Raw genomic sequence first — 13746 nt, 5'->3', positions numbered from 1 at the left:
GCGGGGCGGCCGGACGGCTCACCCCCCGGCCTGCCGAGGGCCCCGGCCCGTCTCCTTTCCCGCCTCTTCACGAGCCGCATTGCGGGCCTCTTCACGGGCCTCTTCACGGGCCTCTTTGCGGGCCTCTTTGCGGGCCGTCCACCAGGCCCACAGGATCCTGGCCTCGTGCGCACCGGGCGCCGGGGGCTCCGGTACGCCCTGGCCACGAAGCCGCCAGATGTCCATCGCGTACTGCTCGGTGATGCTCATGCCCTCGACGCTGCGCCCGTTCCAGGAGCCGGTGCACGCCGATTGACCAGGGACGTCAACCAACGCCGGACAACGCCCCGCAGGCAGCGCGCCGATTGACGGCCCTGGTCAATCGGCGCACCGCGCGCTCGGCCAGAGCGGCACGATGGGGGCATGAGCGTCACCATCCACATCGCCGGACTGCCACAGGAACGGATCGTCTTCGCGCCGTCTCCCCTGGCGGAGCTGGGCACCGCGCTGCACGCGCTGTCCGAGCCCGGCCACCACCCGGGGGTGCACGGCTGGGCCACGGCCACGGAAGCCTCCCTCAAGCAGGACCTCGCCGACCGGCTGTGCGAGGCGGACTTCCTGTGGCGCACCACGTTCTCCGACATCCTGCTGGGGTTCGCCGGGCTGCGGGACGCCTCGGTGCGGCCCGGCGAGACGCTCGCGCAGGACCTGGACACCCTCGACCGGCTGGACGACGAGGAGTACGTCTCCGCCGCACTGGAGTTCACCTGCTCCACGCGGTACGGCACCGCCTCGCCGCACTCGCCCCTCACCGACCCCGCGCTGCACGAGCGCGCCGTCGAACTGGCCTCGGCGCGCGGCCCGCAGCAGCGGAAGTTCACCGAGTGGCTGCTGGCCGATCCGCCCGCCGTACGCGCCTGGGTGCGCCGCCTGTTCGAGGACTGCGACCAGGCGTTCTTCGCCGACACCTGGAACCGGGTGCGCTTCCAGCTGGCCGCCGACGCCCGCGAGAAGAGCGAACTGCTGCGCCGCAGAGGGCTGGCCGCGACGATGGAGGCGGTCTCGCCCGCGCTGTCCGTGGACGAGGCGTGCACCCGCATCGACGCGGACAAGCTCGCCAGCGCCCGGACCACGGCGGTCGATCCGGAGGTCGGGGCGGGGATCACCTTCGTGCCCTCCGTGTACCAGTGGCCGCATCTGGTGGTGCTGCACCGGCACGGCTGGCGGCCCGTCGTGCACTACCCCGTCGCGGGGCGCGAGCTGCCGGGGCCACTGTCGGTCGAACAGTTCGAGCTGCGGATGGAGGCGCTGGCGCATCCGATGCGGATGCGGCTCTGCCGCAATATCGCTCGCGCTCCGTACACCACGGGAGAGCTGGCCGATCACTACGGGATCAGCGCTCCGGAGGTCTCGCGGCACCTCGCCGTACTGAAGAGGGCCGGGCTGATTGTCGCTCGGCGGCGGGGGCGCTATGTGCAGTATCAGCTTGATCTGAAGATTGTTGCGCGGCTGGGCAGTGATTTTCTGGAGACGGTGCTTCGGTGACTTGGGGGGTCGGGGAGCCGCCGTTGTGGCTTGCGGGTCGTCGCCGAGCGCGGGTTGTCTGTGACTGAGCGCGCCGTTCCCCGCGCCCCCTTCGGGGCCCTTCGGCCCCTACGCGCTGCCTGCTCTCACCAGGCCCGTTTCGTAGGCCAGGACTACCGCCTGGACTCGGTCGCGCAGGCCGAGTTTGGCGAGTATGCGGCCCACGTGGGTCTTGACCGTCGCCTCGGACAGGACCAGCCGCGCGGCGATCTCTCCGTTGGACATGCCCTGCGCGATCAGCGTGAGCACTTCCCGCTCCCGGTCGGTCAGCCGCTCCAGTTCCTTGGCGACCGGTTCGGAGGTGGTGGCGGGCAGCACCGAGGAGAAGCGGTCGATCAGGCGTCGGGTGGTGCTGGGCGCGACCACGGCGTCCCCGCTGTGCACGGCGCGGATGGCCTCCAGCAGGTCGCCGGGGGGCACGTCCTTGAGCATGAAGCCGCCGGCCCCGGCCTTGAGCGCGGAGAAGGCGTACTCGTCCAGGTCGAAGGTGGTGAGGATGAGCACCTTGGGGGAGCCGGGGCCGCCTTCGCCGTCCTCGCAGATGCGGCGGGTGGCCTCGACCCCGTCGACGTTCGGCATGCGCACGTCCATCAGCACCACATCGACCGGTGTCTCGCGCAGGATGGCGAGAGCCTCCGCGCCGTCGCTCGCCTCGGCCGCGACCTCCATGTCCGGCTGCGCGCTCAGCACCATCCGGAAGCCGGTGCGCAGCAGCGCCTGGTCATCGACGAGCATCACGCGGATCGTCATACGGGGTCCCTTCGGGGCGGAGGCGGGGCGAGTGCGAGGCGGGGCGAGTGGGGGGCGGAGGCGAGTGCGGGGCGGAGGCGAGTGCGGGGCGGAGGCGAGTGCGGGGCGGAGGCGAGTGGGGCGGCAGCCGGAGGAAGGCCGGGGGGCACGCTACGGGGGTCAGTCGGCGCCTTTGAGGGGCAGGGCGGCGTTGATGCGAAACCCTCCGCCGGGGCGAGGACCGGCCTCCAGCGCGCCGCCGACCATTCCCACGCGCTCGCGCATCCCGATCAGCCCGTGGCCGAGTCCGTCGGTACCGCCCTCCTGGTACAGCTCCCGCTGCGCGCCCCGGCCGTCGTCCTCGGCGAGCACGGACAGCTCGTCGTCGCCGTAGCGCAGCAGCACCGAGGCCCCCACGTCGGGCCCGCCGTGCTTGCGGGTGTTGGTGAGCGCCTCCTGCACGATGCGGTACGCGGTCAGCTCCACGCTGCTGGGCAGCGATCTGGGGGTGCCCTCTATCTTGAAATTCACAGTGAGGCCCGCGCCGCGCACCTGTTCGACCAGGTCGGCGACCTGCTCGACCCCGGGCTGCGGGACGTACTCCCCGCCGTCCTGCTTGCCCCCGTCGCCCGTGCGCAGCACACCCAGCAGGCGGCGCATCTCGGCGAGGGCCTGGCGGCCGGTGCCCGAGATCGTCTCCAGCGCCATACGGGTCTGGTCGGGCGCGGTGTCCAGCACATAGGCGGCGCCGTCCGCCTGGACGACCATCACGGACACGTTGTGCGCGACCACGTCGTGCAGTTCGCGGGCTATCCGGGCGCGCTCGGCGGCGACGGCGACCTTGGCCTGGGCCGCGCGCTCCTTCTCCAGGCGGGTGGCGCGCTCTTCGAGCTGGGAGTAGTAGGCGCGGCGGGTGCGCAGCGAGTCCCCGAGCACCCAGGCCATCACGAAGACGAGCCCGACGAAGACGCCGCCGAACAGCTGGCCGACCACATCGATGCGGTCGTTGGGCCAGCGCACCGCGTCGATGGCGGGGGCCAGCAGGGCTCCGGTCAGGGCGAAGCGCGAGGCCCAGCGGGTGGGGCGGGAGGCGACGGTGAAGATGATGACCACGAAGGCCAGGTTCCCGGGGAACGGCTCGACGTCGGTGATCACCTGGGCGAGACCGCCGCCGGTGGCCAGCAGCAGCATCTTCTCCGGGGCTCGCCGCCGCAGCGCCACCACCAGGCACATCGTCAGCGTGATGGGGAGTGCGGCGATCTTCTCCCCGGGCCCGTGGGGCAGCCCGGTGGCCCCGTCGGGCGCGGTCAGGCTGGCGACGATCCAGAGCGACGACAGCAGCAGCAGGAAAACAGCCCAGAGGCTGTCCACCCACGTGGGGTGCCTGCGGATGAAGTCGTAGAGCCGGTTCACGTAACCCAGCGTATGCAGGCCGAGTACGTGCAGGGGTCAACCGGACGGCCGATCCGTGGGCCCCTCGCATACTCCGCAAGGTGGAGGAGCGGGATCCGCACATACGGTGAGGCGCATGATCCCCGAGCCGCCGGGCTGGCGCACAGCCACCGAACGCGCCCTCTACGGGCCCCGTGGCTTCTACACACACCAGGCCCCCGCCGCGCATTTCCGCACTTCCGTGCATGCCTCGCCGCTGTTCGCCCGAGCCGTCGCGGTCCTCCTGCTGAAGGTGGACGAGGCGCTGGGCAGGCCCGCCCGGCTGGATCTGGCCGACATCGGCGCGGGCCGCGGCGAACTGCTGACCGGAGTGCTGGCCGAGCTGCGCTCCCCGCACGGCCCCGCGGGCGGTACCGCGGGCGCCGACGCGGCGGCACGGCTGCGCCCGGTCGCCGTCGAACGCGGCCCCCGGCCGCCAGGGCTGGCGGCCGGGATCGCGTGGCGGCCCGAACTGCCGGAGCCCGGCGCCCTGACCGGTCTGCTGTTCGCCAACGAGTGGCTGGACAACGTGCCCGTGGACGTCGCCGAGAACGACCCCGAAGGCGTGCCCCGCCTCGTCCTCGTCGAGGAGACGGGGGAAGAGCGGCTGGGCCCCGAAGTGGCGGGCGAGGACGCGGAGTGGCTGGCGCGCTGGTGGCCGCTGGCCGGCGCGGGGCCCGGCGCCCGCGCGGAGATCGGACACCCTCGCGACGCGGCCTGGGTCGCCGCCGCCGGGACGCTCGCCGCCGGAGCGGCCGTCGCCGTCGATTACGGGCACACCCGCGCCGCCCGGCCGCCCTTCGGGACGCTCACCGGATTCCGCGACGGCCAGGAGAGCGCACCCGTGCCGGACGGCGGGTGCGATCTCACCTCGCATGTGGCGCTGGACGCGGTCGCCTCCGCCGCGCCGGGCGAGCCCGCGCTGCTGACCCAGCGCGCCGCGCTGCGCGCCCTGGGCCTGGAGGGCCGGCGCCCCGCGCTGTCCCTGGCGAGCGAGGACCCGGCGGCGTACGTACGGGCGCTCGGCGCGGCGGGCGAGGCCGCGGAACTGCTGGATCCGGCCGGACTGGGCGCGTTCACCTGGCTGGTGTGCGAGCGGGACTGCGCGACGGGGCTGGTCTGAGCCCGGGACCGCGCGACGGGGCTGGTCCGAGCCCGGGACTGCGCGACGGGGCCGGTCCGAGCCCGGGACTGCGCGACGGGGCCGGTCCGAGCCCCGGGCTGCGCGACGGGGCAGCCCGGGCGCGCGACGGGGCCGGCCCGGGCGCGCGACGGGGCCGGCCCGGGGCCACCGGTCGTCTCCCGCCGTGCGGATGCCCGCGGGGCGGCGCCCTCTTATGCTCGCGGGGAGGCGCGGGGTGCCGTGCGGCCGGTCGCGGACCGGCCGTCCGCTACCGGCGTCCGCGGACCGGAGGAGGCCGGGCATATGGCACGCGAGTGCGATGTCGTCGTCGTGGGGATGGGCCCCGGGGGCGAGGAAGTGGCCGGGAGACTGGCCGAGGCGGGGCTGGACGTGGTCGGTGTCGAGGCGGAACTGCTCGGCGGCGAGTGCCCGTACTGGGCGTGCGTCCCCAGCAAGATGATCGTGCGCGCGGGCAATCTGCTGGCCGAGGGGCGGCGCGTCCCCGGCATGGCAGGCAAGTCCACGGTGGAGCCCGACTGGTCCCCCGTCGCGGCCCGGATCCGGGACGAGGCGACCACGGACTGGGACGACGCGGGCGCCGTCGAGCGGTTCACCGGCAAGGGCGGCCACTTCGTCCGCGGCCGGGGGACGTTCACCGGGCCCGGCCGGGTCGAGGCGGGCGGCGAGACGTTCACCGCGCGCCGGGGCGTGGTCGTCGCCACCGGCAGCAGCCCCTCGGCCCCGCCGGTGGACGGTCTCGACCAGGTGCCGTACTGGACCAACCGCGATGCCGTCTCCGCCACGGAACTCCCCGCCTCGCTGCTGGTGCTCGGCGGCGGCCCGGTGGGCGTCGAACTCGCCCAGGGCTACGCCCGCTTCGGCACCCGAGTGACGATCGTCGAGGCATCCGGACGCGTGCTGTCGGTCGAGGAGCCGGAGAGCGGGGAGATGCTCACCCGGCTCCTGACCGAAGAGGGCCTGGAGGTGCGGACGAACGCCCGCGCCCGGGCCGCACGCCACGAGAACGGCGAGTTCGTCCTCACCCTGGAGAGCGGCGAGCGGCTGCGCGCGGAGAAGCTCCTGGTGGCCACCGGCCGCAGGCCCCGGCTGGGCTCCCTCGGGCTGGAGACCCTGGGCCTGGACCCGAAGGCCCGCGCTCTGGAGGTGGACGCGCACATGCGTGCGGCCCCCGGGGTGTGGGCGGTGGGGGACGTGACGGGCAAGGGCGCCTTCACCCATGTCGCCATGTACCAGGCGGACGTGGCCGTGCGCGCCATCCTCGGCGAGGAGGGGCCGGGCGCCGACTACCGCGCCGTCCCCCATGTGACCTTCACCGAGCCGGAGATCGGCTCGGTCGGCCTCACCGAGGCCGCGGCACGCGAGCAGGGGCTGCGGGTGCGCACCGGACTGTCCCGTACGCCGTCCAGCACCCGGGGCTGGATCCACAAGGCGGGCAACGAAGGGCTGATCAAGCTGGTCGAGGACGCGGACCGGGGCGTGCTGGTCGGCGCCACGGCGGCGGGCCCGATGGGCGGCGAGGTGCTGTACGGGCTCGCCGTCGCGGTGCGCGCGGCGGTTCCCGTGGCGACCCTGCGCGACATGATCTACGCCTATCCGACCTTCCACCGGGGCGTACTCGACGCACTCGCCGACCTCGGCAGGGACTGAGCGCCCCGCCTCCAGCCCGGGCCTCCGGCCGGAACCGGCCGGAGGCCCCTGCGCGGCTCACGGCTCAGTCGGCCGGCTCAGTCCGCCGGCTCCGCCGGGAGCCGCACGGGCAGACCCGCCGCGCGCCACGCCTGGAAACCGCCGTCGAGGTCCGTGGCCCGGTACAGGCCCAGGGAGCGCAGCGAGCGCGCGGCCAGGCTGGAGGCGTAGCCCTCGTTGCACACCACGACGACCGGCAGCCCGAGGCCCGTCGCCTCGCGCGCCCGGTGCGGGCACGAGGGGTCGAGCCGCCACTCCAGTTCGTTGCGCTCGACGATCAGCGCGCCCGGAATGGTGCCGTCCCGCTCGCGCAGCGCGGCGTACCGGATATCGACCAGCAGGGCGCCGGAGCGCTGGGCCTCGGCAGCACCCGCGGGATCCAGCCGCGCCAGCCCCGCACGGGCGCGGGCCAGCAGCGCATCGACCCGGCTGGACCCGGGGCCCTGCCCGGCCTCCGCGTTCGCGCCGGACTCCGCGTTCACGCCGGATTCCGCGTTCGCACCGGCCTCCGGGCCCCCTCCGGCAGCCGCCCCATCCTCACGACGTGTCATTCCCACTCCCCAGGGCGCTCGACCTCTTCGAGCCGCAGCACTGCGCCGGTACGGCTGTAGCGGCGCATCAGCGGCAGCGGAGGGTAGTAGGCGTGCGCGGAGACGGCGTGCTCATTCGGCGCGAGGTTGAGGACCTCGTGCACATGGTGCGGCCCGAAGGCCCGCCCGCGCCCCTTGCCCAGGCGCCGGGAGCGGTCCACACCGTCGGCCAGCTCCAGGGTCTTCCACCCCTCGGTGGGCAGCCGCGCCGCCAGCGAGTGCTCGGTCAGCTCGCCGCCCGCCGTGGTGAAGGCGCCCCGCGAGCCGCCGTGGTCATGCCAGCCGGTGCCGGTACCCGGCGGCCAGCCGATGAGCCACGCCTCGCTGCCGCCCGGCCCGTTGAGCCGCATCCAGGTGCGGCCCTCCGGATCGAGTGGCAGCGAGGCGACGAGGGCCTCGTCTGCGGCGATACGGCGTACGAAGTCGAGGAGTTCGGCCTCCGAGGGCCCCCGCGCGGCACTTTCGGAGGAACCGGCCGGGGGCTCCGGAGAAGGCGCGGGGGACGGCACGGAAGGGTGCACGAAAGGTGCGGGTGACGCTGAGGACACTGCTGCCATCCTGAGAACGTGATCGTGGCCGCGCCCCGGCCCATCGGAAACCGGGTACGCGGAACCCCGCGCCGGGCGCGTGGGTCCAAGGGAAAGAAGCGATCAACGGGATGGCAGACACACACAGCCCGCGTAGCGGAGCAGGTCCAGATGAACCCTCCGCCAGAAGTGGCCGCGCGCGCTGGTCATCCCCGGAGTGCAGCACAGCCCCCCGAACCCTGTCAACGCCCCTGGATCACGCCCTCCCGGCACCAGGGTCGCCCCGGCGGGGGCGCCCCCAAGGGGCGCGAGACTGTGTCATATGCGCCTCCGCCGCCCGAGCGCGCCCGCGCAACACAGCAAGGGGCTACACCGTGCCCCGAAGGGGCGCGGGGAACTGCGCGAGCAGCCCCCGCCCACCCGCACCCTGCACCACACAGCCAGGGGCACCCCCTGCCCAGCCACCCCCACTGCCACCCCGGCAAGGGGCTAGCTCTCGATCGTCTCCAGCTCCACATCCCCGCGCGGTACCTCGCGCTCGTCCGCGTCCACCGAGCGCCGCAGCGCCTCGTGCAGCCGGGCGGGGGTGAGGACGCCGACGAATCTGTCGCCCTCGTCCAGTACGGCGATCCACCCGGCGTCGTGCTGGAGCATCGTGCTGAACGCCTGCTTGAGCGAGGAACCCAGCGGCAGCCAGGCTTCCATCCGGCGTGCGTGGTCGCCGACGGTTCCGGAGCCCTCCGCGATCGCCCCGGCCGAGACCCAGCCGTGCAGTTCGTCGGCGTCGTCCAGCACCACCGCCCAGCGGGCGTCGCTTGTCGCCATGCGTTCGGCGGCCTTGTCCAACCGGTCGCTCAGGTGCACGATCGGCGGCTCCTCCAGGTCGCCCAGCTCTATGGGGGTGACGGACAGCCGCTTCAGGCCCCGGTCGGCGCCGACGAAGTCCGCCACGTAGGGGGAGGCGGGGGCGCCCAGGACCTTCGCGGGCGGGCCGTACTGCTCGATACGGCCCTCGCCGTAGACCGCGATGCGGTCGCCGAGGCGCACCGCCTCCTCCATGTCGTGCGTGACGAAGAGCACCGTCTTGTGCAGCCTCGACTGGAGGCGCAGGAATTCGTTCTGCAGGTGTTCGCGCACCACCGGATCGACCGCGCCGAAGGGCTCGTCCATCAGCAGCACCGGAGGGTCGGCCGCCAGGGCGCGCGCGACGCCGACGCGCTGCCGCTGGCCGCCGCTGAGCTGGTCGGGGTAGCGGTCACCGAAGACGGCGGGGTCCAGGCCGACGAGGTCGAGCAGTTCGCGGGCCCGCTCGCGCCGCCGCGCCTTGGACCAGCCCAGCAGGTGCGGGACGGTCGCGGTGTTGTCGAGGACCGAGCGGTGCGGGAACAGTCCGGTCTGCTGGATGACGTAGCCCATCCGGCGGCGCAGCTCGACCGGTTCGGTGGCGGCGATGTCCTTGCCCTCGACGAGGATCCGGCCCTCGGTCGGCTCGGTGAGCCGGTTGACCATCTTCATGGTCGTCGTCTTGCCGCAGCCCGACGGGCCGACGAGTGTGACCAACTCCCCCTCGGCCACCTCGAAGGAGAGTCCTTCGACCGCGATGGTCCCGTCGGGGTAGCGCTTGGTCACGTTCTCGAAGCGAATCATGTTCCCATCCTCATCCTCCGGGCCGCTGTCGCCGTACCGAACGCGGAACTCTTGTCGTACGGAATACAGAAACAACAGAACCAACAGAAGCACAGCACACCGACAATCCTTTGCGCCGAGGATGAACAGTGTGTTTCCCGTACACGGCGCTGCGGACCGATTGTCAGTGCGCCGGGATAGGGTCGCCCGGACCTGATCGAGGACCCGCGCTAGGGAGGTGACCGGCGTGAGCAGCAGCACTGCGGCGGGCGGCCCCGGAGGCTGCCTCGCGGCGAACGACTGGCTGTGCGGTGAGTATCTCCGCACCCGCCAGAGCGAGTTGATCGATGCCACCGTCGAGCACGTCTGGATCACGGCGTCGTCGATCGTGATCGCGATCGTGATCGCGCTTCCGCTGGCCGTCGCGGCCCGGCGCTGGCGTGCCGCCCGGGGCCCCGCCCTGGGGGTGACGACGGTTCTCTACACCATTCCGTCACTGGCGATGTTCGCCCTGCTCCTGCCGTTCTTCGGCCTGTCCGCGGCCGTGGTGGTGACGGGCCTGGTGCTGTATTCGCTCACGGTGCTGGTGCGCAACCTCCTGGCCGGGCTGGACTCGGTGCCGGACGAGGCCACGGAGGCGGCCCGCGGGATGGGGTACGGGCCCGGCAGGCTGCTGTTCGAGGTGGAGCTGCCGCTGGCGCTGCCCGCGATGCTGGCGGGTGTGCGCATCGCGACGGTGACGGCCGTCTCGCTGACCACGGTCGGCGCCATCGTCGGCTACGGCGGCCTGGGGAACCTCATCTACGACGGCATGGAGAGCTTCTTCAAGGCGCAGGTGCTGACCGCTTCGGCCATCTGTGTGGTGCTGGCGATCGTCGCCGATGTCCTCCTCCTGTGTCTCCAGCGCGCCCTCACCCCCTGGACGCGTGCCGTCAAGCGCGAGCGCCGGGGGCGCGGCGACCCGGCCGCACGCGCGGCGAAGGACACGGGCAGCGGCCCGGAGGACGGCGGCGGCAGCGGGCCCGGAAGCGGCCCGGACGGCGGCGGCAGCGGCGGCCCGATCGGCGGCGACCGCGCGACGGGCGCCCCTACGACGGACAGCCGTGCGGCGGACGGCGGCACCGGCCGGGGCGGCCCGTTCGGGCTCGCCGGAAAGACGACGGGGTGAGCGGCGATGCACATCGTGGGCGAGGTCTGGACGTGGCTGACGACGGGTTCGCACTGGGGCGGTGAGGGCGGTGTCCTCCAGCGCCTGGGCGAGCACGTCTATCTGACCGGCGTCTGCCTGCTGATCTCCTGCGCCCTGGCGCTGCCGGTGGCGCTGTGGCTCGGGCATGTGGGCCGGGGCGGCGCGCTGGCGGTCAACATCTCCAACGCGGGCCGCGCGGTGCCCACTTTCGCGGTGCTGGTGCTGCTGACCATGAGCCCGCTGGGCAAGCAGGGCGACTGGGCGACGATCGTGGCCCTGGTGCTGTTCGCGCTGCCGCCCCTGCTGACGAACGCCTACACCGGGATCCGGGGGGCCGATCCACAGGTGGTCGAGGCCGCCAGAGGCATGGGCATGACAGGGTGGCAGTTGATGCGCCAGGTCGAACTGCCCCTCGCCCTCCCGCTGATCATGACGGGGATCCAGACCGCCGCCGTGCAGCTCGTCGCCACCGCGACGCTCGCCGCGCTGCCCGGCGGCGGCGGCCTCGGCCGTCTGATCACGGCGGGATTCGGCAACTACGACACACCCCAGGTGGTGGCCGGCGCGCTGCTCGTCGCCGTGCTGGCCCTGCTGGTGGAGCGGGCGCTGACGCTGGTCGAGCGGTTCCTGGACCCGATGCGCAAGCGCCGCGCCTCCCGCCGCCCCTCCCCTGCCGACGTCAAGGGCGACGACGGCGGACGCGGCGGCTACGACGACACAGATGGGGGCAGCACCGGGCCGGGTCAGGATCCACCACCCGGGAAGACGGCACCGGCAGCCTCGACGGCCTGATCCCACCGGGCTGTCCCGATATGTCCCGCTGCCCCTCTGGACCCAACAGGGCGCCGGCCGAGGCGCCCCACGACGAAACGGACGAATGATGGTCCCGACGCACAAGTCCCCGCACCCGAGCCACCCCGGGCCCGAGCCCGCCGGCTCCGGCCGTACTCCCGCGACGCCCGCGGCATCCGCGACGCCCGCGCGCCGTACCGGCGCGCCCGTCCGCGTCCTCGCCCTGACCGGCGCCGTCGCCGCGCTGGCCGTCTCGCTCACCGCCTGCGGCGGCGACGGTCTGGAGAAGGAGGGCGGCGCCGGAGGCGGCGGCAAGGGCAGCCTGGTGATCGGCTCAGCCGGTTTCACCGAGTCCCAGATCGTCTCCGAGCTGTACGCCGGGGTGCTCTCCAAGGCGGGCTACAAGACCTCCGTGAAGAAGGTCAAGAACCGCGAGCTGTACGCACCCGAGCTGGAGAAGGGCCGCATCGATGTCGTGCCCGAGTACGCCGCGACGATGGCCGAGTTCCTCAACGCCAAGAAGAACGGCCCCAAGGCGAAGCCGGTCGCCTCCAGCGACTCGGACGAGACCGTCGAGGCGCTGCGCAAGCTGGCCGGGCCGCGCGGCCTGAAGGTCCTGGAGCCGGGCAAGGCCGTGGATCAGAACGCCTTCGCCGTCGCCAAGGACTACGCGGCCGAGCACAAGCTCAAGACCCTCTCCGACCTGGGCAGGTCCAAGGAGAGCGTGACGATCGCCGCGGGCGACGAGTGCGAGACCAGGCCGTTTTGCCAGCCGGGCCTGGAGAAGAAGTACGGCATCGACGTCAAGGGCATCGACCCCAAGGGCGTGGGCACCACCCAGTCCAAGCAGGCCGTCAAGGACGGCAAGGACCAGCTGGTGCTGACGACCACCACGGACGCCACCTTGAGCCAGTTCGGCCTGGTGCTGCTGAAGGACGACAAGAAGCTGCAGAACGCCGACAACGTCCTCCCGGTCGTCAACGCCAAGGACGCCGGGGGCAAGAAGGTCGCCGAGGCGCTCGACAAGCTCACCCGCACCCTGACGACCAAGGACCTCACCGACCTCAACCGCAAGGTGGACCGCGACCGCCAGAAGCCCGAGGACGTGGCGCGGGAGTACCTCAAGAGCAAGGACCTTGCGTAGCACGGGACTTGGCACGGCGGATGGATGAGCGGGCGGATGAGGAGGAGGGACGGGGGTGGACGGCACGCGGCACGAGCGGCCGGGGCGTGAAGGTCCGCGGCGGAATGTGAGGGCCCGACGAAGAGGTTCGTCCGGTGTCGTCCCCCCAGGGGCACACGGTAAATTTCCAGCCATGCCCCGTGGACGTCATCGCCATTCCCCGCCGCTGCACCGGCTCCTCGCGCCGGTGACCGTCGCAGTGGTTCCGCTGGCCTGCGCCGGTGGTGCCTGGCTGATCGGCGAACCCGGCATAGGCGACATCGAGACCGTGGCGCTCCGCGCGCTCACGGCCGTCGCCGCGCTGAGCGCCGTCACCGCAGCGGTGCTGCTGCGCCGATGGGACCGCGAGGCCGGGCGCCGCGTCGGCGACCTCAAGGCGCGGCAGGCCAGCAACGCCTGGCGGGCCGAGGAAAAGCAGGCCGAGCTGGAGACCGACGCCGAGGAACAGCGCGAGCTGCGCCTCAAGCTGGACGCCAAGCTCCGCGCGAAGCGCGCCGAACTGGCCCGGCTGCGCACCGAGCACGCCGCCCTGCTGCGCCGCTACGCCCACGCGCAGACGGAACGGGCCCGCGCGCTGGAGGGCCGCACACGCCCGGCCATCGGCTCCGCCGCGCCCGCCAAGGCGCTGACCGCCGCCGCGACCGACCACCGCCACAGCTCGGGCGCACCCACCCCGCTCGCCTACGCGCAGGCGGACGAGGCGCTCAACGGCCTCGTCCGCAGCGCCTCCCGGCAGCGCGAGGCCGAGGAGCGGCGCGCGCGGGAGCAGCGGATCGAGCGGGAGCGGCAGGAGGCCGAGCACCGGGCCCGCACCAGCGCGGCGGCTGCGGTGCCGCCCCAGCCGGAGCCCAGGCCGGAGCCCCGGCACGGGCCCAAGCACGCGTCCCCGTCCGGGGCGGACGCCGGGTCCTCGTCCGGATCCTCCGGACCCGCGCCCGGCTCCCCGTCCGGGCGGCCCGACAGGAGCGGTGCGGACGGCGGGAAAGGCGCGGACGAGCGGAAGGACGACCAGGAAGGCCGCAAGGACAAGGACCGGAAGGACCGGAAGGACCGGAAGGACCGGAAGGACCGGAAGGACCGGAAGGAAGGCGACGGGGGCGGCCGGGCGGAGGAGGCCCCGGCCCGGCAGCCCGCCGACCCGGACGGCAGCTCCCCGGATACCGGCGGCTTCGACTTCTTCGGCAGGAGCACGAGCACCAGCGGCGCGACCTCCTCGCCCTGAGCCGCCCCGCCCCCTCCCCCGGGACACGGCGGGCCCAACTCGGCGCGGCCCAGCCCCGCTTGAT

General features: G+C 73.4%; 14 protein-coding genes. 7 read left to right on the top strand and 7 right to left on the bottom strand.

Going from position 1 to position 13746, the window contains the following annotated elements; genetic code table 11:
• Positions 1–18: 18 nt before the first annotated feature.
• Positions 19–249, bottom strand: coding sequence for a hypothetical protein (locus ABD339_RS10065; RefSeq protein WP_344564342.1), 231 nt, complete (start codon positions 247–249; stop codon positions 19–21).
• Positions 250–402: 153 nt separating this feature from the next.
• Between ABD339_RS10065 and ABD339_RS10060 the strand changes: the two genes are divergently transcribed.
• On the top strand, positions 403–1524 hold the full coding sequence (locus ABD339_RS10060; RefSeq protein WP_344564340.1) for a DUF5937 family protein: 1122 nt from the start codon (positions 403–405) through the stop codon (positions 1522–1524).
• A 108-nt stretch (positions 1525–1632) separates the two neighbouring features.
• Here ABD339_RS10060 and ABD339_RS10055 read toward each other — a convergent pair whose 3' ends face one another.
• Both ABD339_RS10055 and ABD339_RS10050 read right to left on the bottom strand, forming a co-directional pair.
• Complete coding sequence (locus tag ABD339_RS10055; RefSeq protein WP_344564338.1) at positions 1633–2313, bottom strand: response regulator; 681 nt, start codon at positions 2311–2313, stop codon at positions 1633–1635.
• Positions 2314–2472: 159 nt separating this feature from the next.
• The gene (locus ABD339_RS10050) at positions 2473–3705 is read right to left on the bottom strand and encodes a sensor histidine kinase (RefSeq protein ID WP_344564336.1); all 1233 of its coding nucleotides are present in this window, start codon (positions 3703–3705) and stop codon (positions 2473–2475) included.
• A gap of 115 nt (positions 3706–3820) precedes the next feature.
• Between ABD339_RS10050 and ABD339_RS10045 the strand changes: the two genes are divergently transcribed.
• Both ABD339_RS10045 and ABD339_RS10040 read left to right on the top strand, forming a co-directional pair.
• Positions 3821–4846: an SAM-dependent methyltransferase gene (locus ABD339_RS10045; protein ID WP_344564334.1), complete on the top strand. Its 1026-nt coding sequence runs from the start codon at positions 3821–3823 to the stop codon at positions 4844–4846.
• Between the two features lie 303 nt (positions 4847–5149).
• Positions 5150–6514, top strand: a complete 1365-nt coding sequence (locus ABD339_RS10040) for a dihydrolipoyl dehydrogenase family protein (RefSeq protein WP_344564332.1) — start codon at positions 5150–5152, stop codon at positions 6512–6514.
• A 77-nt stretch (positions 6515–6591) separates the two neighbouring features.
• Here the strand turns inward: ABD339_RS10040 and ABD339_RS10035 are convergent, their stop codons facing one another.
• From ABD339_RS10035 to ABD339_RS10025, 4 genes are all read right to left on the bottom strand, one after another.
• Positions 6592–7035 (bottom strand): rhodanese-like domain-containing protein, encoded by a 444-nt coding sequence (locus ABD339_RS10035; RefSeq protein WP_344564461.1) that lies wholly within the window; start codon positions 7033–7035, stop codon positions 6592–6594.
• A 65-nt stretch (positions 7036–7100) separates the two neighbouring features.
• Positions 7101–7700, bottom strand: coding sequence for a cupin domain-containing protein (locus tag ABD339_RS10030; RefSeq protein ID WP_344564330.1), 600 nt, complete (start codon positions 7698–7700; stop codon positions 7101–7103).
• A gap of 93 nt (positions 7701–7793) precedes the next feature.
• A complete protein-coding gene (locus ABD339_RS33750; protein WP_425575948.1) occupies positions 7794–7880 on the bottom strand; it encodes a putative leader peptide in 87 nt (28 codons plus the stop codon).
• Positions 7881–8159: 279 nt separating this feature from the next.
• On the bottom strand, positions 8160–9317 hold the full coding sequence (locus ABD339_RS10025; RefSeq protein ID WP_344564328.1) for an ABC transporter ATP-binding protein: 1158 nt from the start codon (positions 9315–9317) through the stop codon (positions 8160–8162).
• Positions 9318–9543: 226 nt separating this feature from the next.
• Here ABD339_RS10025 and ABD339_RS10020 point away from each other — a divergent pair, with 226 nt between their 5' ends.
• The 4 genes from ABD339_RS10020 to ABD339_RS10005 all read left to right on the top strand — a co-directional run bounded on the left by ABD339_RS10020 (position 9544) and on the right by ABD339_RS10005 (position 13682).
• Positions 9544–10464: an ABC transporter permease gene (locus ABD339_RS10020; RefSeq protein ID WP_344564326.1), complete on the top strand. Its 921-nt coding sequence runs from the start codon at positions 9544–9546 to the stop codon at positions 10462–10464.
• 6 nt (positions 10465–10470) lie between these two features.
• Complete coding sequence (locus ABD339_RS10015; RefSeq protein WP_344564324.1) at positions 10471–11277, top strand: ABC transporter permease; 807 nt, start codon at positions 10471–10473, stop codon at positions 11275–11277.
• Between the two features lie 88 nt (positions 11278–11365).
• Positions 11366–12421, top strand: coding sequence for an ABC transporter substrate-binding protein (locus ABD339_RS10010; protein ID WP_344564322.1), 1056 nt, complete (start codon positions 11366–11368; stop codon positions 12419–12421).
• Between the two features lie 172 nt (positions 12422–12593).
• Entirely contained in the window at positions 12594–13682 is a 1089-nt protein-coding gene (locus ABD339_RS10005; protein ID WP_344564320.1) for a hypothetical protein, read from the top strand.
• Positions 13683–13746 lie beyond the last annotated feature (64 nt).

This window comes from Streptomyces axinellae (assembly GCF_039532135.1).
GTDB lineage: Bacteria > Actinomycetota > Actinomycetes > Streptomycetales > Streptomycetaceae > Streptomyces > Streptomyces axinellae.
Note: the sequence above shows the minus strand (reverse complement) of the source record. Positions and strands in the feature narration are given on the sequence as shown.